At 63.6% G+C, this 17391-nt stretch carries 16 protein-coding genes and 1 pseudogene; 9 read left to right on the top strand and 8 right to left on the bottom strand.

Features of this window, described 5'->3' with window-relative positions:
- Window positions 1-42 precede the first annotated feature (42 nt).
- Window positions 43-891 carry a VOC family protein gene (locus tag IVB47_RS30885; RefSeq protein ID WP_247467122.1) on the bottom strand — a complete coding sequence of 283 codons (849 nt, stop codon included), beginning with the start codon at window positions 889-891 and terminating at the stop codon, window positions 43-45.
- Window positions 892-1101: 210 nt separating this feature from the next.
- On the opposite strand from IVB47_RS30885, the gene IVB47_RS30880 reads away from it, so the two are divergent.
- Both IVB47_RS30880 and IVB47_RS30875 read left to right on the top strand, forming a co-directional pair.
- The gene (locus IVB47_RS30880; protein WP_007593904.1) at window positions 1102-1995 is read left to right on the top strand and encodes a sugar kinase; all 894 of its coding nucleotides are present in this window, start codon (window positions 1102-1104) and stop codon (window positions 1993-1995) included.
- Between the two features lie 17 nt (window positions 1996-2012).
- On the top strand, window positions 2013-2930 hold the full coding sequence (locus IVB47_RS30875; RefSeq protein WP_247289089.1) for a ribokinase: 918 nt from the start codon (window positions 2013-2015) through the stop codon (window positions 2928-2930).
- Here the strand turns inward: IVB47_RS30875 and IVB47_RS30870 are convergent.
- Window positions 2931-4152: pseudogene (locus tag IVB47_RS30870) on the bottom strand (FAD-dependent oxidoreductase).
- Window positions 4153-4375: 223 nt separating this feature from the next.
- Here IVB47_RS30870 and IVB47_RS30865 point away from each other — a divergent pair.
- Window positions 4376-5170, top strand: coding sequence for an enoyl-CoA hydratase-related protein (locus IVB47_RS30865; RefSeq protein WP_247467120.1), 795 nt, complete (start codon window positions 4376-4378; stop codon window positions 5168-5170).
- A 3-nt stretch (window positions 5171-5173) separates the two neighbouring features.
- Here IVB47_RS30865 and IVB47_RS30860 read toward each other — a convergent pair whose 3' ends face one another.
- The 4 genes from IVB47_RS30860 to IVB47_RS30845 form a co-directional block, all read right to left on the bottom strand.
- Window positions 5174-6514, bottom strand: a complete 1341-nt coding sequence (locus IVB47_RS30860; protein WP_247467117.1) for a TRAP transporter large permease — start codon at window positions 6512-6514, stop codon at window positions 5174-5176.
- A complete protein-coding gene (locus tag IVB47_RS30855; protein ID WP_247399586.1) occupies window positions 6511-7092 on the bottom strand; it encodes a TRAP transporter small permease subunit in 582 nt (193 codons plus the stop codon). Before IVB47_RS30855 ends, IVB47_RS30860 begins: the two co-directional genes overlap by 4 nt.
- Window positions 7093-7241: 149 nt before the next feature.
- Entirely contained in the window at window positions 7242-8237 is a 996-nt protein-coding gene (locus IVB47_RS30850) for a TRAP transporter substrate-binding protein (protein WP_247467115.1), read from the bottom strand.
- A 62-nt stretch (window positions 8238-8299) separates the two neighbouring features.
- On the bottom strand, window positions 8300-10018 hold the full coding sequence (locus IVB47_RS30845) for an IlvD/Edd family dehydratase (RefSeq protein ID WP_247467112.1): 1719 nt from the start codon (window positions 10016-10018) through the stop codon (window positions 8300-8302).
- A 175-nt stretch (window positions 10019-10193) separates the two neighbouring features.
- Between IVB47_RS30845 and IVB47_RS30840 the strand changes: the two genes are divergently transcribed.
- Both IVB47_RS30840 and IVB47_RS30835 read left to right on the top strand, forming a co-directional pair.
- Window positions 10194-10901, top strand: coding sequence for a GntR family transcriptional regulator (locus IVB47_RS30840; protein ID WP_247467109.1), 708 nt, complete (start codon window positions 10194-10196; stop codon window positions 10899-10901).
- A 180-nt stretch (window positions 10902-11081) separates the two neighbouring features.
- Window positions 11082-11498 carry a DUF1236 domain-containing protein gene (locus tag IVB47_RS30835; protein ID WP_247360024.1) on the top strand — a complete coding sequence of 139 codons (417 nt, stop codon included), beginning with the start codon at window positions 11082-11084 and terminating at the stop codon, window positions 11496-11498.
- A 66-nt stretch (window positions 11499-11564) separates the two neighbouring features.
- Here the strand turns inward: IVB47_RS30835 and IVB47_RS30830 are convergent, their stop codons facing one another.
- The gene (locus IVB47_RS30830; RefSeq protein ID WP_027568856.1) at window positions 11565-11978 is read right to left on the bottom strand and encodes a hypothetical protein; all 414 of its coding nucleotides are present in this window, start codon (window positions 11976-11978) and stop codon (window positions 11565-11567) included.
- Between the two features lie 150 nt (window positions 11979-12128).
- Here IVB47_RS30830 and IVB47_RS30825 point away from each other — a divergent pair, with 150 nt between their 5' ends.
- The 3 genes from IVB47_RS30825 to IVB47_RS30815 all read left to right on the top strand — a co-directional run bounded on the left by IVB47_RS30825 (window position 12129) and on the right by IVB47_RS30815 (window position 15457).
- Window positions 12129-13103 (top strand): transglutaminase family protein, encoded by a 975-nt coding sequence (locus IVB47_RS30825; RefSeq protein ID WP_247360026.1) that lies wholly within the window; start codon window positions 12129-12131, stop codon window positions 13101-13103.
- A gap of 109 nt (window positions 13104-13212) precedes the next feature.
- Window positions 13213-14043 carry a potassium channel family protein gene (locus IVB47_RS30820; RefSeq protein WP_247468138.1) on the top strand — a complete coding sequence of 277 codons (831 nt, stop codon included), beginning with the start codon at window positions 13213-13215 and terminating at the stop codon, window positions 14041-14043.
- Window positions 14044-14185: 142 nt separating this feature from the next.
- Window positions 14186-15457 (top strand): MFS transporter, encoded by a 1272-nt coding sequence (locus tag IVB47_RS30815; RefSeq protein ID WP_247467106.1) that lies wholly within the window; start codon window positions 14186-14188, stop codon window positions 15455-15457.
- A gap of 38 nt (window positions 15458-15495) precedes the next feature.
- Here IVB47_RS30815 and IVB47_RS30810 read toward each other — a convergent pair whose 3' ends face one another.
- Window positions 15496-16317, bottom strand: a complete 822-nt coding sequence (locus tag IVB47_RS30810; protein WP_247467102.1) for an NAD(P)-dependent oxidoreductase — start codon at window positions 16315-16317, stop codon at window positions 15496-15498.
- Window positions 16318-16406: 89 nt separating this feature from the next.
- On the opposite strand from IVB47_RS30810, the gene IVB47_RS30805 reads away from it, so the two are divergent.
- Window positions 16407-17375: an SMP-30/gluconolactonase/LRE family protein gene (locus tag IVB47_RS30805; RefSeq protein WP_247467099.1), complete on the top strand. Its 969-nt coding sequence runs from the start codon at window positions 16407-16409 to the stop codon at window positions 17373-17375.
- Window positions 17376-17391 lie beyond the last annotated feature (16 nt).

The following is a 17391-nucleotide window of genomic DNA, read 5'->3' as shown; positions in this document are numbered from 1 at the left end:
CGTCGCAAGAGCTCCTCGCAATGACGAGGGGAGGACTTAACCTCAATCCACCGGCTTCGGCGAGCGCTCCAGCAGGACCGTCTGGATGCCGCAGGTGCCGGTCCTGACCGTCATCACCCGCGTGCCCGGCTTGCGGCCGTTGCGCACGTCGCTGACGTCGAGGCCGGCGGCAATCAGGCGGGCGCGCGTGGCGTCGATGTCGGCCACCCGCCAGCTCAGGCCCCAGAGGCGGTCATGCAGGGAATCGCCGCCCGCAACGGGGCGGCGCACCAGCTCGACGACGAGATCGCCGCAGCGGAAAAACATCAGCTGGCCCCAATCCTGATGCGAGCGGTCGAGCGCCAGATCGAGCCCGAGTCGCGCGCCATAGAGCGCGGCAGCGCGATCGGAATCCTCGGTGGTGATCACGACGTGGTCGAGCGCATCGATCGGCCCGATATCAGTCGTCTTCGAAAGCGGGCGCTCATCAGCCAGTTCGAGGAAGAACGTGCGCACGCCGCGCGTGAGCTCCGTGGCGGCGCGCGTCCGCTTCCAGTGCAGGACCGCGCCGCCCTCCGCGTCGCTGCTTTCGACCTCGGCAACCGGATCCGGCATGAGTGCCACCCGCTCCAGCCGCCGGTGCGTTTTGCTCATGTCCGCGACACGAAAGCACAGGCTGGCGAGCACGCCTTCCTGGTCGCCAAGCAGCGCGCGCATGCGGTCGGCGGTCACGCTGAAGCCGTTCGGCGCCATCAATTCGATCGTCATGTTCGCGAGAGTGAACAGCACACGGTCGGCGCCCTCGCCCGAATTCTGCCAGGCCGGCGCGCGCCCGAGCAGCGTCTGATAGGCCGCCCTGGCCGTACCGATATCCCTGACCAGTGCGACGACGTGATCGAGACCGGTGATCATGTTTCCCCCTGTTGACCGGCCCGGAACCATGGACCGAGAGACGGCGTTTGTCCGGGCTTGGCATTACCCGATGATGGTCGTATTCCGGCCGCATGCCGACCTCAAGCACTCCGAGCGGCGGTTTTGCGAATAATTTCAGCGGTCCCGCGGCGGAACCGGTGTTACAGTAAGCACGCCGGCCGGGACCACAAAGCGCATCACGGACAAGCAATGCAGGCTCTCTTCATCGGACAGACCTATATCGACGTCGTCTTCATCACCGACCACATGCCGACCGGCGACGAGAAGCACGTGGCCTCCGACTACGCGGTTTCCTTTGGCGGCAATGCGGTGACGGCAGCGTTCTGCTGCGCCAAGCTCGGCATCGTGCCCGATCTGATCGCCACCGCAGCCAATGACTGGCTCGGCCGCATGTTCATGGACATGTGCGCGAAATACGCGATCTCGCTGCATGGGCGGAAGGTCAACCAGTCCTCGCTGTCCTTCATCATGCCAAAGGACGGCAAGCGCGCCATCGTCCGCTGCCGCGACGACGACCACATCCATCCGTTCCCGATGCTCAATCTCGGCGGCTGCCGCGCGCTGCATGTCGACGGCCATCAACCCGATGCCGCGATCCACTACGCGAAAGTCTGCCGCGAGGCCGGCATCTTGACCTCGCTCGACGGTGGCGGCCTTCGCACCAACACGCATGAGCTATTGGAATTCATCGACGTCGCCATCGTTGCCGAGCGCCTGTGCGAGCAGATGGATCTGACGCCGGAGAAGATGCTGGATTACCTCAAGAGCCGCGGCTGCAAGATCGGCGGCATCACCATGGGCGAGAAGGGCCTGCTCTGGTACGACGAGACCGGAACGGTGCAGGTGATGCCGGCGATGCCGATCCCACGCGAGCGCGTGATCGACACCAACGGCGCAGGCGACGTCTTCCACGGCGCCTATGTCTATTCCTATCTTGCCCATCCCGGCAAAAGCTGGCGCGAGCATTTTGATTTTGCCCGGGCAGCCTCGACCTTCAAGATCCAACGCCTTGGCAACGAAGCCGGCCTGCCGACGCTGGTCGACATCGCCAAGGTCAGGCACGAGTTCGAGGTCAGGGTCTAGCGTTCGCAGGGGTCATGATGGGGCGCGTCTTCGTCGCCGGCAGCATCAACATGGATGTGGTGGCGACAGCCGATCGCCATCCGAAGATCGGCGAGACCGTCGCCGGCAAGCAGGTGCTCTATTTTCCGGGTGGCAAGGGCGCCAACCAGGCGGTGGCGGCGTCGCGGCTTGGCGCGGGGACCACGTTGATCGGCCGGCTCGGCAAGGATTCGTTCGGCGGTGAGCTGAGGACGTTCCTCGGCGCGCAAGGCATCGATCTCGGCGCGATCCGCGAGACGGCCGAGGCGCACACCGGCACGGCCATCATCACGGTGGCGGAGGCCGACAACACCATCGTCGTCATTCCCGGCAGCAATGCGCTCGTCGGCATCGACGACGTCGCGACCGTCCCGCTGACGAAAGGCGATGTCGCGGTCAGTCAATTCGAGATCCCGCTGCCGACGATCGCCGCGTTCTTCCAGCGGGCTCGCGACATTGGCGCCACGACGCTGCTCAATCCGGCCCCGGCACAAACCATGTCGGGCGAATTGCTCGCGCTGGTCGACATCCTCGTGCTGAACGAGACCGAGCTCGGCCTCCTCGCCGGCGTCGAGTTGTCCGACAGGGACGAGGCTTCGCGGATCCTCGACGTCGCGCGAAAACTTCAGGCGCGCGAGGACCAGACCATCTGTGTGACCCTCGGCAAGCGCGGCGTGCTGGCGCTCGCGGGACGCGAGGAGATTTCGGTGTCCGGCCGCGTGGTGAAGGCGCTCGACACCACAGGCGCAGGCGATTGTTTTGTGGGAGCGCTCGCGGCGCAACTGGCCGACGGCGTCGACTTGCGCGCGGCACTCGCCTTCGCCAATGCCGCCGCCTCGATCTCCGTGCAGCGCATGGGCGCGGGGCCGTCAATGCCGACGGCCGCGGAAGTCGCCGCCGTCCTCAACGCCGGCTGATCACGCCAGCGCGCCCTTCAGGTCAAAGCTTTCATCGGCGGCCTGCTCCGGCGTGATCGAGCGATCCAGGCCGAACAGGCGGCGGCCGAACATGTGGTCGCCGGCACGGTTGATCGATTCGATGCCGAGCAGGCTGTCGCCCTTGTAGCAGAACGCCGAGAACGCCTTCTTGGCGGGATCGCCGCGTAGCACGACGCGGTCGTAGCCGGTGGTGAGGCCTGCGATCTGGAGCTTGTCCTCGCCCTGGTCGCTCCAGAACCAGGGATGGCTGTCATAGGCCTTGCGGTCGCCGGTCAGCCGCGCCGCGAGGCAGCGCGCGTGATCAGTGGCATTCTGCACCGATTCCAGCCGCTGCGATCCGCCGAAGCGCGGGCTTTTGAACAGCGCGCAATCCGCCGATCGCCGAGATATCGGGATCGGCGGTCGAGAGATATTCGTCGACGATGATACCGGCCGCGACCGGCAGCCCCGCCTCCGCCGCGAGCTCGATATTCGGCAGCACGCCGACGCCGACCACGACGAGGTCGGCCGGCAGGTGCCTTCCGTCGCTCAAGGAGACGCCGGTGACCTTGCCGCCCTCTGCCTCGATGGATGTTGCCTGCACGCCGAGGTGAATGCGGATGCCGGCCTCGCGATGCCGCGCCTGAAAATACTCCGAGACCTCCGCCGTCACCGCGCGCGCCATCACGCGCGGGGCGAGTTCGAGCACGTCGACCTCCAGCCCCTTGATGCGCGCGGTGGCCGCGAATTCGAGGCCGATGAAGCCGGCGCCGATCACCACCACCCGCGTCTTCGACGGGATGATCTCTCGCAGAGCCTCGCTCTCGTCGAGGATGCGCAAATATTTCACGTCGGGAAGGTTCGCATTGGGCAGATCGAGCAGCCGGTTGCGCGCGCCGGTCGCCAGCACGAGGTGGCCATAGGGCAGCGTCCTGCCCGAGGCGAGCAGCACCTTGCGCCCCGCGCGTTCGATCGACACCGCGCGGCCCGCAACCAGCTCGATGGTCTGGTCCTGGTAGAATTTCTCCGGCCGGAACATCAGGCTCTCCGGCCCGGACGAACCCTTGATGTAGGCCTTGGACAGCGGCGGCCGCTGATAGGGCAGATGCGCCTCGTCATTGACCAGGCAGATGGGCGCGGAAAATCCTGCCTGGCGCAGCGATGCCGCGACCTGGTAGCCGCCATGGCCGGCACCGATAACGACCACCGGACCATCCGTCATTGGACAGCCCATTTCCGCAAGACACGAGCGTCACCCATGTCGTCTCCTCTCTCTGATTTTGGCTTGCTAGCCTAGGAGGAGCCGGCGCTCGTGTCCGTCCCTAAACGAAGGCCTGCCCATTTGAGCCTATCGTTCCCGCTTGCGCAAGAGCACCAGGCGGGGATTGTCACCCCTCGCCTTCTGCGATTTAGTTCGTGCATCGACCTCATGCCGGGGATTTCCGATGACCGCTCCCGTCTCCCAGTCCGACGATCCCGCCTTGCTGCGCATCGATGGCCCGATTGCGACGATCACGCTCAACCGGCCCGCCGCGTTCAACTCGATCAATCTGGCGATTGCACAAAAGCTCGAACAGCTCGCGGCCTACATTGAGGGCGCCGACGATATCAGGGTCGTGGTCCTCGAAGGCGAAGGCCGCGCCTTCTCGGCCGGCGGAGATCTGCAGACGATCGGCGCCGCGGCTGAAGCCAATACGGTGACGCCTGTCGTCGGCGAGCTGTTGAAGCATTATCATGCCTTCATCGAGATCATCCGGCGCATGCCGAAGATCTCGCTGTCCAGCGTGCACGGCTCGGCGGCCGGCGCCGGCATGGGCCTCGCCTTCGTCACCGACCTCTGCATCGCCGCGGAGGATGCCAAATTCACGCCGGCCTACGCCAAGATCGGCGTGTCGCCGGATGGCGGATCCACGGTCGGCATCGTCAACACGGTCGGCCCGCGCCGCGCGCTCCAGATTTTCCTCGCCGAGGACAATTTCACCGCGCAGCAGGCTCATGAATGGGGCCTGGTTGCGAAGGTCGTTCCCGCCGCCGAGCTGAAGGCGGCAACGCGAATTCTCGCCGAGCGGCTGGCGCAGAACCCGCGCGCGGCGATTGCCGGCACCAAGTCGCTGGTCTACCAGGCCGCCACCACACCGGTGAAACAGCAGCTCGATGCCGAGGAGCACAAGATCATCATGGCGATGAACACGGAGGAGTTTCGCGCCGCCGTGAAGAAATTCACCAGCAAGAGCAAGTAGCTCTCACTGCGGACAGATGTACCCCGTTCCCGCCGGCGACTTGAAGCAGCCGACCGACTCGGGGAGCACCTGCCGCGGCAGCCACAGCACCACGCTCGGGAAATAGATCGCGAACGCGATCGTCCCGAGGAAGACCAGATAGATCGGCAACGCGGCGCGTAGCGCCTTTGCGAAACTGACGCCGACGAATTTCGACGCCATCAGCAGCACCAGGCCATAAGGCGGCGTGATCAGTCCGAAGGCGAGCGTGGCGATCAGCACCACGCCCATGTGAACGGCGTTGATGTCGCCGGCTTCGGTCAGCGTGTTGACCAGCGGCATGAAGATGATGATGGTCGGTACCGGTTCGATGAAATCGCCGACGACCGTGAACAGCAGCACCATCAGCAGCATGATCAGATGCGGATCGTTGCCGGCGAGCGAGGTGATGACTTCGGCGATGTAGCTTGCACCGCGCAAATAGGCAAGCATCCAGCCGAACGCATTGGCGGCGCCGATCGTGATCAGCGGCAGCGAGAAGATCAGGCCCGCAAGGCAGAAATCGTACGGAATCTTGCTGATGTGCCCGCGGTTGAGCGCGGGGATCACGACCACGACAATCCAAACCACGGCAACGACGCCGGCTTCCGTCGGCGTGAACCAGCCGGTCAGGATGCCCCCCAACAGGATCACCGGGATCATCAGTGGTAGCGCCGCATCGCCGGCCGCGAACACCACCTGCCGCAGCGGCGCGCGCGGCTTGCGCAGGCCGGACGGACCGAAGAAATAGCAGTAGATCATCAAGCCGAAGCCGATCATCAGGCCCGGCACGACGCCTGCCATGAACAGGCCGGCGATCGAGACGTTGCCGACCGCGCCATAGACCACCGCGGTGATGCTCGGCGGCACCAGCGCCGCAATCGTCGAGGCGGATGCGATGATCGCGGCGATGAAGGCGGGCTCGTAGCCCTCGCGCTTCATCGGGCCGCCCAGCGCGCGGCTCATCACCGCGACGTCGGCGGTGGTCGAGCCCGACATTTCCGAGAAGAACATGCTGAAGACCACCACGACCTGCGACAGGCCGCCTCTGATGTGGCCAACCAGGGACACCGAGAGGTTGGCTATTCGAACCACCACATTGGCCGAGCTCATGAGCTCGCCGACCAGCAGGAAAAAGGGGATCGCCAGCAGCGCCTCGGAATCGACGCCGTCGAAGACTTTCTGAATGATAGCGGCGAGCGAGACGTCCGACAGGAGCGCGCCGATGAAGACGCCGGCCATCAGCGAGAACGGCACGGGCACGCCGAGATAGCCGAACGACAGGAAGCAGATCGTCATCAACGCCAGAACGATGGGTGCGCTCACGGCTGCGCCCTCATCTGTGCGTCGGTGATGACAGGCGCCCCGTCATCCTCTTCGGGCGGCTCGGGGTGGTCAAAGCCGTTGCGCAGACCGTTGACGAGCTGCTCGATGGTGAACAGGCCGACCAGCACGCCGGAGAGCGGAATAATCGCGTAGAGCGAGGCGATCGGCGTGCCCGATGGCAGGCGAAAACTGCCGAAGCCGCGAAGATAGTTCTGATAGCCGTACAAGATCAGGCAGAAGGCGACGCCGAGCACCACGATGCGGATGATGATTTCGACGATCAGACGCGGCGTGCCGTGCATCGCCTCGGAGATTGCGGTGAGATAGAGGTGGTCGTTGCGCCGGGTCGCAGCCGCGGTGCCGACGAAGATCGCGTAGATGAACAGCGTCGACGTGACTTCCTGGAGCCATAGCCAGGGATGGCCGATGGTGCGGGTGACGATGTCGGCGGTCACCGACAGCGAGAAGCCGAAGCAGAGCACGCCGCAGAGGATCATCAGCGCGAGCTCGAGCCAGTCCAGCCCGCGCCATTTGAGGTGCCGTTGGCGTTGCACCAGCAGTTTGTCGGCGATGGTCATCACTATCCCCGTCGTCCCAGCGAAAGCCGGGACCCATACCCCCAGCTACGTGTGGTCAAAGCAAGCTGGCGGCTATCCTGCCCCAAGCTCCGCCGCGGCGTATGGGTCCCGGCTTTCGCCGGGACGACGCGGAGGCAACGGTACGCGGCCTAGTTGATCGAGCGGATCAAATCCTTGATCTTCTCGGCGTGCGGGCCGAGCTCCTTGGCGAGCTTGTCGAGATAGGGATCGGCGATCGCCGTGAAGGTCTTCTTGTCGACGTTGTCGACGATCTTCACGCCCATCTTCTTCAGCTTCTCTGCCGCGGTGCGTTCGAGGTCGAAGGCCTTCTGCGGCTCCTTGGAGCTGACCTCGTTCCCCGCCGCCTGCACCCAGCCCTTCTGCTCGGCCGACAAGCTCTGCCAGAGCTTGTCGGAGATGAACACCAACGCGTTGTTGGCCTCGTGCTCGGTGATGTTCAGTACCGGAGCGACCTCGTAGTGCTTGTTGACGAGGTAGACGTTGATGCTGTTCTCGGCGACGTCGACGACACCGGTCTGCAGGCTCGTGTAGACGCTGCCGAACGGCATGTGCACGGTCTGGGCGCCGTAGGCCGGGAACATGGTGTCCTCGGTCGCGGTCGCCTGCACCCGGATCTTCAGGCCCTTGATGTCGCCGACATTGTGGATCTCCTTCTTGGAGTACATGTGGCGCACGCCCTGCGACCCGGTCGCGATCACATGCAGGCCCTGTGTGGTCTCGTCGATCATGGTCTTGAGCGCGTCGAACACTTTTGGATCGGCCAGGCCCTTGACCACGTGATTCTCGTCGCGGAACAGGAAGTGCAGCGACATCACACCTGCCTGCGGCGAGATCGTCGCGGTGTTCGCCGAGGAGATGATCGCAAATTCGACGTCGCCCGCCTTCACGAGCTGGAGCACCTGCGGCTCCTGCCCGAGCTGCGCGCCCGGATATTGATCGATGATCATGGTGCCTTTGCTCAATTCCTTGAGCTTTTCGGCAAAGAGGTCGCCCGCGATGGAATAGCCGGTGTTGCGCGGCTGGTCGTAGGCAAAGCGATAATGCTTCACCTCCTGCGCCGACGCGCCCGTGACGAAAAGAACAGCGGCCGTTGCCGCCAGCCCAAGCATGGATCGTGCAATCATCGTTTCCCCCTTGTTTTATCGCTCGCCGCTTTAGCGGTCTGAGCGTTCGTTCGGGTGGTTGGTCACCCCTTATCCGTCTTCTTCCCAGTTCTCTGCATAAAATCGAAATCGCAGCCCTCGTCGGCCTGCATGATGGTCTCGTTGAATAGCCAGGCATAGCCGCGCCGCGCCTCGTCCGGCGTAGCCGCCGGTTTCAACGCGCCGCGCCGCCGTTCGAGCTCGGTAGCATCGACGAGAAGCTCGATGCTGCGCTTGGCGACGTCGAGGCGGATCATGTCGCCGTTCTGCACCAGCGCCAGCGGCCCGCCCACGGCGGATTCCGGCGTGATGTGCAGCACGATGGTGCCGAACGCGGTGCCGCTCATGCGCGCATCCGAAATGCGCACCATGTCCTTGGTACCGCCACGCGCGAGCTTCTTCGGGATAGGCAGATAGCCCGCCTCGGGCATGCCGGGCGCCCCCTTGGGGCCGGCGTTGCGCAGCACCAGCACGTCATCGGCGGTGACGTCGAGATCGGGATCGTCAACCCGGAGCGTCATGTCCTCGACGGATTCGAACACCACCGCACGCCCGGTGTGCTGCAACAGTTTCGGGCTTGCAGCCGACTGCTTGATGACCGCGCCGCGCGGGGCGAGATTACCGTGCAGGACGGCGAGGCCGCCTTCCTTCTTGATCGGATTGTCGCGCGGACGGATCGCGTCCTGCCCTGGCACGTCTTCCGCGTTTGCCGCGATATCTCGCAGCGTCTGGCCGGTGATCGTCTTCGCATCGAGATCGACGAGGTCACCAAGCTGCGCCAACAGTTTCGGCACGCCGCCAGCGTGATGAAAATGCTCCATGTAATGCTCGCCGGACGGCTTCAGATCGATCAGCACCGGAACCTCGCGGCCGATTTGATCGAACACTTCGAGATCGAGCCGGTGCGGCGAGCGATGCGCCATCGCGGTCAGATGGATCAGGCCGTTGGTCGAGCCGCCGATCGCCTGGAGCACGACCTGGGCATTCTTGAAAGACGCCGGCGTCAGCACCTCGCTCGGCTTTGGACCCTTCGTCTTCGCCATCTCGGCGGCCACCCTGCCGCTCGCCTCGGCAAGCCGAAAGCGCTCCGCATGCGGCGCGGGAATCGTCGCGCTCATAGGCAGCGACAGGCCCATGGCCTCGATCATGCAGGCCATGGTGGAGGCCGTGCCCATCACCATGCAGGTGCCGACCGATGGTGCGAGGCGGCCGTTGACCGCCTCGATCTCGACATCGTCCATTTCGCCGGCGCGATACTTGCCCCAGAGACGGCGGCAATCAGTGCAGGCGCCCAGCACCTCGCCCTTGTGATGACCAACCACCATGGGGCCAACGGGAATGACCACCGTCGGCAGATCGGCGCTGATCGCGGCCATCACCTGCGCCGGCAGTGTCTTGTCGCAGCCGCCAATGACGATCACCGAATCCATCGGCTGGGCCCGGATCATCTCCTCGGTGTCCATCGCCATCAGATTGCGCAGATACATCGAGGTCGGATGCGCAAAGCTCTCGGCGATCGAGATAGTCGGGAACACGAACGGCATCGCGCCCGACAGCATCACGCCGCGCTTGGCGGCCTCGATGATCTGCGGGACGTTGCCGTGGCAGGGATTGTAGTCGCTGTAGGTGTTGGTGATGCCGACGATCGGGCGCTCGAGCGCGTCGTCGGAATAGCCCATGGCCTTGATGAACGCCTTGCGCAGAAACAGCGAGAAGCCGGCATCGCCATAGCTCGTCAGCCCTTTGCGCAACCCACTCGTCATCATACCACTCCCATCATCGGGTAATTGTCGTACAGCCTGCCCCTCGATTGTCAATAAGGCAGACGTCAAACTTGGCATTCTCGCCATTGGCGCCCTGGTGACGACCAAATTATTGACAATCTGAGCCTTGCCTGCTCCACAGTACGGACCGGCCAAGCGCCGGGAGGCCGAGGGCATGTCCGACACTCACACCGCAGAAGCAGAAGCCATGACGGTCCGGCGCGACGATCCGGACGACATCGTCGCGCGGCTCGAGGAGGACATCATCTTCGGCCGGCTCGCGCCAGGCGCGCGCCTCACGGAAGACGCGCTGATGTCGGCTTACGGCACCTCGCGGCACTTCGTGCGCCAGGCGCTGGTGGATGCGGAGCGTCGCGGCATCGTCCGCCGCGAGAAGAATGTCGGCGCCACCGTGCGGTTCTACTCGGCCGAAGAGGTCGGGCAGATCTACGAGGTCCGGGAGATGCTGACCCGGCAGGCGGCGTTGATGATCCCCCTGCCCGCTCCGCAAGGCCTGATCGACGAGCTCTCCGCATTGCAGCGGCAATATTGCGCGAGAGCGGATTTGCAGGACCTGCGCGGCATCCACGAGGCCAACGACGCCTTCCACCTCGCGCTGTTCTCGGCCTGCGGCAATCCCTATCTGGTGCGCTCGCTGCAGGACTACATGAACCTGACGTTGCCGATGCGCGCCAAGAACCTCGCCGACCGAGACGGCCTCGCGCAATCACAGCGCCAGCACGAGCTGATGATCGAGCTGTTGAAGGGCCGCGACAGCTGGGCGCTGGCGCAGCTGTGTGTGGATCACATGCAGTTCAGCAAGAAGGATTACCTGGCGCGGATTGCGGGTGAGCAAGCCGAACAGCAGGGCCCGCGTTCATAGATGGGAGACGTTCGCTTCTCGCGGTGCTGCAGTTTACGCGGTAAGGGCGCGCTGGATTGCCCGCAATTGCAGGCCGCACGAGCCCATTCGGGCAATAACGCCCGCAGTCCATGACTTCTGGGGAACCTATGGTCGGCTTGGTACTTGGTCTTGCACCAATCCCCCACCATAGGAGCTGCCATGATTTGCCGTTTAGTCGGAGCCGCCGCTGTTGCCGTCGCCGTCCTGCTTCCCGTAACGACCCAGGCCCAGGGCGTTCCCGGAGGCGTCGAACGCGGTGCGCGGGATGGTGAGCGAGCGGCAGGGCCTGTCGGTGCAGTTGTGGGTGGCGTCGTCGGCGGCGTCGTTGGCGGCGTGGCGGGAGTCCTTGGCGTCGATCAACGTCCTCGCTTTCACTCCTACGTCGTCGAACAGCGGCGGCCCTCATATCAGTACCGCGAGGATGTGAGAGTCGGGGCGGTTCTTCCGGAGGAGGGTGTGACCTATTACGAGGTGCCACCCGAGTACGGCGCCCGTGAGTATCGTTACACGGTGGTGAACGGTCGCACGGTTCTGGTCGAACCGCGAACCCACCGGGTCGTCGAGATTGTCGAATAACAACCAAGGGCCGTCTTTCGAGACGGCCCTTTCGTTTGCGCAGATCTAAATCCCTCAAGTCCCGGTTCAGTACCGCCTCAGCAGACCGCGATCCACGCTGGCATCGCCATAGTCGACGCAGGCTCTCTTCGGGTTTCTGATCAGATCGGTCCGGACGCGCCTGAACGTTTTGGCGGCCGCGTCGGACACTTCGGGGCGAAATTTACCGGGATCGGAGGTCTCGCCATCGCGGGCCTTGATGGCCGCAGAATAGGCCTCGATCATCGCCATCGCGGCATCCGTGCTGCCGAGAAGTCGGGCGCCGAGCTGGACACTGCCGGCACCATTGACTTCGTAGCCGACACATCGTTGTTCGAGCACCGCGGACGCGGTGACGAGCTGGTCGAGGAACGTCGCCTCGGCGTCGCTGAGCATCGCGGCTCGCGCCGGTCCCGACATGATCAGCGCGAGCAGTACGACGGCTGCCAATTTGATTTTCATTGTGATCAAGGCACCGAATGCCGAATTGCGATCGCGCAGATCGACCAGAGCAACGTTGATCTAGATCAATGGGCCGGGACGGCCAAAGCGAAGGCTCGGGACCTTGTATGCGCTCGCCCTGTGGGGAAAACGATTCAGCCGCCGTTTGGCTTGACCAACCGCACCACAGCAAGCGGCGTCGCCAGCTCGCAGGCGCGAGACATCGAAGCGGATCAATGCATGGCGATCATTGGCGAGATCACACACACCACGACCTACCGCTACGCAAAGCCGGTTACGTTCGGCACGCACCGAGCGATGTTCCTGCCGCGGCGCGGCTCCTCGACCCGACTGCTTCGTTGGTCCGCTCGGACCAGCCTGCCATCAAAGGTGCATTGGGTCACCGACTCCCGCTCCAATGCCGTGACGGTGATGGAATTCAGCGAACCCGGCAGCGAACTGACATTCACGTTCAAGGTTCGCGGCATCTATTTCGGCATTAAGGGTCTGGAGACGTTTCCGCTGGAGCCCCGGGCCGAAGAGGTTCCCGTGCAGTATACCCCGGACGAATGGACCGACCTTGCAGGTTACCTGCGTCCGCATGCCGACGATGCAGACGGCAGCCATGCGAGCTGGACCAAGAGCTTTGTCGCCGGCGATCAGGACCGGACCGTCGACGTGCTGCGCCGTATGCTGGGCATGTTCCGCAGCGAGTTCAGCTATCGCGGAAGAGAGGCCGAAGGCACCCAACCCCCGAGCGAAACACTGCGCACGAGATCAGGTACATGCCGGGACTTCGCCTGGTTGATGATCGAGACCTTGCGTCGGCTCGGCTTCGCATCCCGCTTCGTCAGCGGCTATCTCTACGACGCGGCGCTCGATGGCGGCGCCGTCGGCATGACCGGCTCCGGCGCGACCCACGCGTGGGTGCAGGTGTTCCTGCCCGGTGCCGGCTGGCTGGATTACGACCCAACCAACAGCCTGAGCGCCGGCTTCGACCTGATCCCCGTGGCCATTGCGCGGCATCCGGGCCAGGCCGTGCCGCTGGCCGGCTCGTGGTTTGGCGACCCCGGCGACTACCTCGGCATGTCGATCAACGTCGCCGTTAACAAGATCGGCGAAATGCTCGATCCTTCGGAGGGATAGGATGCCGAGAGATAGGCGCGGCGGTCACTTCCTCTCCTGACGCTGCTTGACCACCTCATTTTTCTCGGCGGGCAGACAGCCCGAGCAAGACAATCGGCAATCGCTGACCATGGTGCTTGATCGCAACAACACGAGGGAACGTGCGGCGCTCGACTCTGCCTCCGCCCCATTTGAGCTCCTGAAGAGCAGGATCCGACAACTTTATGAAGGCGACACTTTCGGCTGCATAAGATTCCGATATGGCTTGCTCGTGCTTGATATCGTCACGGTTCTATTCATCATTGCGACGTCGTTCCTGCCTCGCAACAGGGCTATTGAGTTGCTCGATGTTGTGTTCGGTGTCTTGATCCTTGCAGACTTCTCCGCACGGATGATCATCAGCCGTCAGCCGCTGCGTGACCTTGCGCGACTTTCGACCTGGACCGACATCATCGTCATTGTTTCGTTCCTTGCACCACTCACAGGAGAAGCCGGCGGCTTCCTGCGCGCATTTCGAACATTGCGACTGCTGCGCGACTACCAAATGGTGGCACGTCTGCGGGTCGACAGCCCCTTCTTTCGGCGAAATGAGGAAGTCGTCTTTGCGGTCGCCAACCTCGGGGTGTTCATTTTTGTGATGACGGGGATCGTCTACGAGACCCAGAGGTCTCACAACAATCAGATCGCCCACTATGCCGACGCGCTCTACTTCACGGTCACGGCGCTAACGACGACCGGCTTCGGTGACATCACCCTGCCCGGAACTGTCGGACGCCTGATAACCGTCGTCATCATGATCTTTGGCGTGACCCTTTTCCTGAATCTCGCCAAGGCATTGCTCGCGCCCTCCAAGGTACGCTTCCCCTGCGCTATCTGCGGTCTGCAGCGCCACGATGTCGACGCGGTGCATTGCAAGGCCTGCGGGACCGTGTTGAACATTCCCGATGAAGGCGCGGACTAGGCCCATGCCGGCCCGAGTGCCGGGACAGGCATTAAAACTGTTTGTCAAGCCATCGAAATTTCGCAAAGCCGGAAATAGATAGGGGCCGGGCTCCGGCGCCACGTCCCGCGTCCCCATCCATCTCCCTCCCGAACGAAATGCCATGACGGAACAAACTCTGACGGAGCCGATCGCCGAGCGGCAAGCGCCACCTCGCGGCTTCTCGCGCTACCAGGCGGTCCTCGTCGCGCTGCTGGCGCTGGTCCAGTTCACGATCATCATCGATTTCATGATCATGTCGCCGCTCGGCGCCATCATGATGCCGGCGCTCGATATTTCCGCCGCCCAGTTCGGCGTGGCGGTCTCGGCCTATGCGTTCAGCGCGGGAATTTCCGGCATCCTGGCGGCCGGCTTTGCCGACCGGTTCGATCGCAAGCGGCTGCTGTTGTTCTTCTACGCCGGCTTCACGCTTGGCACGGCGCTTTGCGCGATCGCGCCCAACTATCACCTGTTGCTGCTGGGGCGGATCGTGACCGGCCTGTTCGGCGGCGTGATCGGCTCGGTCGTGCTCGCCATCGTCACCGATCTGTTTGGGCTGCAATTGCGCGGCCGCGTCATGGGTTTCGTGCAAACCGCCTTCGCTGCAAGCCAGGTGCTGGGCATCCCGGCCGGTCTTTTCCTCGCCAACCAGTGGAACTGGCATGTCGCGTTCGGCGCACTGGTCGGCCTGTCGGTGATCGGCATGGCCGCCGTGATGTTCCTGATGAAGCCGGTGAACGGCCATCTCGGGCTGAAGCAGGATCGAAATCCGTTCCGGCATCTGATCGCAACAATCTCGCAGCCGCGTTATTGGATGGCGTTTTCGGTGACGACCCTGCTGGCGACCGGCGGCTACATGCTGATGCCGTTCGGCAGCGCCTACACCGTGCACAATCTCGGCATCGACATCGTGCATCTGCCGACGATCTATCTCGTCTCCGGCCTGTTCAGCATTGTCATCGGCCCGCTCGTGGGACGCGCAAGCGATGCCTTCGGCAAATACCCGACCTTCGTCTTCGGCAGCGCCATGTCCATCGTCATGGTGCTGATCTACACCCATCTCGGCGAGGTGAGCCTGACGGTCGCGATCCTGGTCAACGTCCTGATGTTCGTCGGCATCTTCTCCCGCATGATTCCGTCGCAGGCGCTGATTTCCGCAATCCCCGAGCCGGCGCAACGCGGCTCCTTCAGCGCGGTCGGCGCGTCGCTGCAACAGCTCTCCGGCGGGCTCGGCTCCGTCCTCGCCGCCGCGCTGATCGCGCAGGACGCCGACGGCACGCTCCGGCATTTCGACCGGCTGGGATACGTCGTCGTGACGACGGCGTTGATTTCCCTGATCCTGATGTACTTTGTGCAGCGGCCCATCGCAGCCCAGGCCGGCAAGCGCGTTGTCTAGGGCATCGATTCCGACGCCCTGGATTTGCGAATGCGCTCCTACCGCTTATTCCAATCAATGATCCGACTTGTGTCGCCGTCGAACTCGTTGCTGCAGAACGCGCCGCCCTGATAGTGATCGCCGACCGGATCGGGCTTCAGCTTGGCCTGCTCGGCCATCGCATGCGCCACGTGGCCCTCGGAGCGCCCCGTGGGGCGGTAGCCGAACTCGTAGGCGCGGTGGTTGTCCCACCACGCGCGCTCGTTCAGGGACACGCCGTAGAAGATCTCGAAATGAATGTCGGGATGCTCGAGCCCGATCCGGCAGAGCTGCACCAGATCTTCCGGCTTCAGCCAGATCGAGATCCGGCGGAGGTCCAGCGGTACGTCGCCGAAATTGCCAATGCGAAGGCAAGTCACCTTCAGGCCATGCTTGTCGGCATAGAGCGCGCCGACCGCTTCGCCGAACACCTTGCTGACGCCATAGCGGCCGTCGGGGCGCGGGGTCACGTCGGTGCCGATCTTGTGGTGGCGCGGATAGAATCCGACGGCATGGTTCGAGGAGGCGAACACCACGCGCTTGACGCCCTTGCGATACGCGGCCTCGAACAAATTGTAGCCGCCGATGATGTTGGCCTGGAGGATGTCGTTCCAAGGACCTTCGACCGAATAGCCGCCGAAATGGATGATGCCGTCGACGCCCTCGCAGATCGCCTCGCACTGCGCCAGGTCAGAGAGGTCCGCCGCCTTGAATTGCTCGTTGGGGCCGAGATCGGCCGGCGGGCGGATGTCGCTGAGCAGAAGGTCCGGATAGATCGGCGGCAGCAACTTCCGCAGACGCGTTCCAATCCCGCCTGAAGCTCCCGTCATCAAGATGCGCATGTCATTCCTCGTCTTTGGCGACCGATTTGCCGTCACGTGTCTCTAATGATAGCTGGATTGTCCAGAGGGAACGAAACGAGAGAACCAACATGAATGAGGCATCGTCCCACACTCAAGGCTGGCGGCCGGCGACGTATTACCCCGATCCGGCGATAAAAGCACTGGACCCCCGCTTCGAAAAATACTGGTTGAAGCTCTCGGCGGTGGAGCGGCTGACGACCGGCATGCGCTGGGCCGAGGGTCCGGTGTGGTTCGGCGATGGTCGTTATCTCCTGTGCAGCGACATCCCGAACCAGCGCATTATCAAATGGGAGGAGGAGACCGGTGCGGTCTCAGTGTTCCGCAAGCCCTCCAATTTCGCGAACGGCAACACCAGGGATCGCCAGGGCCGGCTCGTCACCTGCGAGCATGGCGGCAGACGCGTCACCCGCACCGAATATGACGGCGATATCACCGTGTTGATGGATCAATTCAACGGCAAGCGGTTAAACTCACCGAACGATGTCATTGTTAAATCGGACGGCTCGATCTGGTTCACCGATCCGACCTTCGGTCTGCTCGGCAATTACGAGGGCTACAAGGCCGAGCCGGAAATTGATCCGAACGTCTATCGGCTCGATCCCGCGACCGGTAAGGCGACCATCGTTGCCGAAGGCGTGCTCGGGCCGAACGGGCTGTGCTTCTCGCCGGACGAGAAAATCCTCTACGTCGTAGAATCACGCGGCGTGCCGAACCGCAAGATCCTCGCCTATGACGTCTCGGCGGATGGCACCACGATCTCGAACAAGCGCGTCTTCATCGACGCAGGCCCGGGCACGCCGGACGGCATGCGCTGCGACATCGACGGTAATCTCTGGTGCGGCTGGGGCATGGGCGATCCCGAACTCGACGGCGTCGTGGTGTTCGCGCCCGACGGCGTCATGATCGGCCGCATCGCCCTGCCCGAGCGCTGCGCCAATCTCTGCTTCGGTGGCGTCAAGCGCAATCGCCTGTTCATGGCCGCGAGCCGGTCGATCTACGCGTTGTATGTGAACACGCAGGGCGCGGTGGGGGGATAGGCTTCCCAACTCTCTC

The organism is Bradyrhizobium sp. 62, assembly GCF_023073035.1.
GTDB lineage: Bacteria > Pseudomonadota > Alphaproteobacteria > Rhizobiales > Xanthobacteraceae > Bradyrhizobium.
The sequence above is the reverse complement of the archived record's forward strand: the minus strand, read 5'-3'. Positions and strand labels throughout refer to the sequence as shown.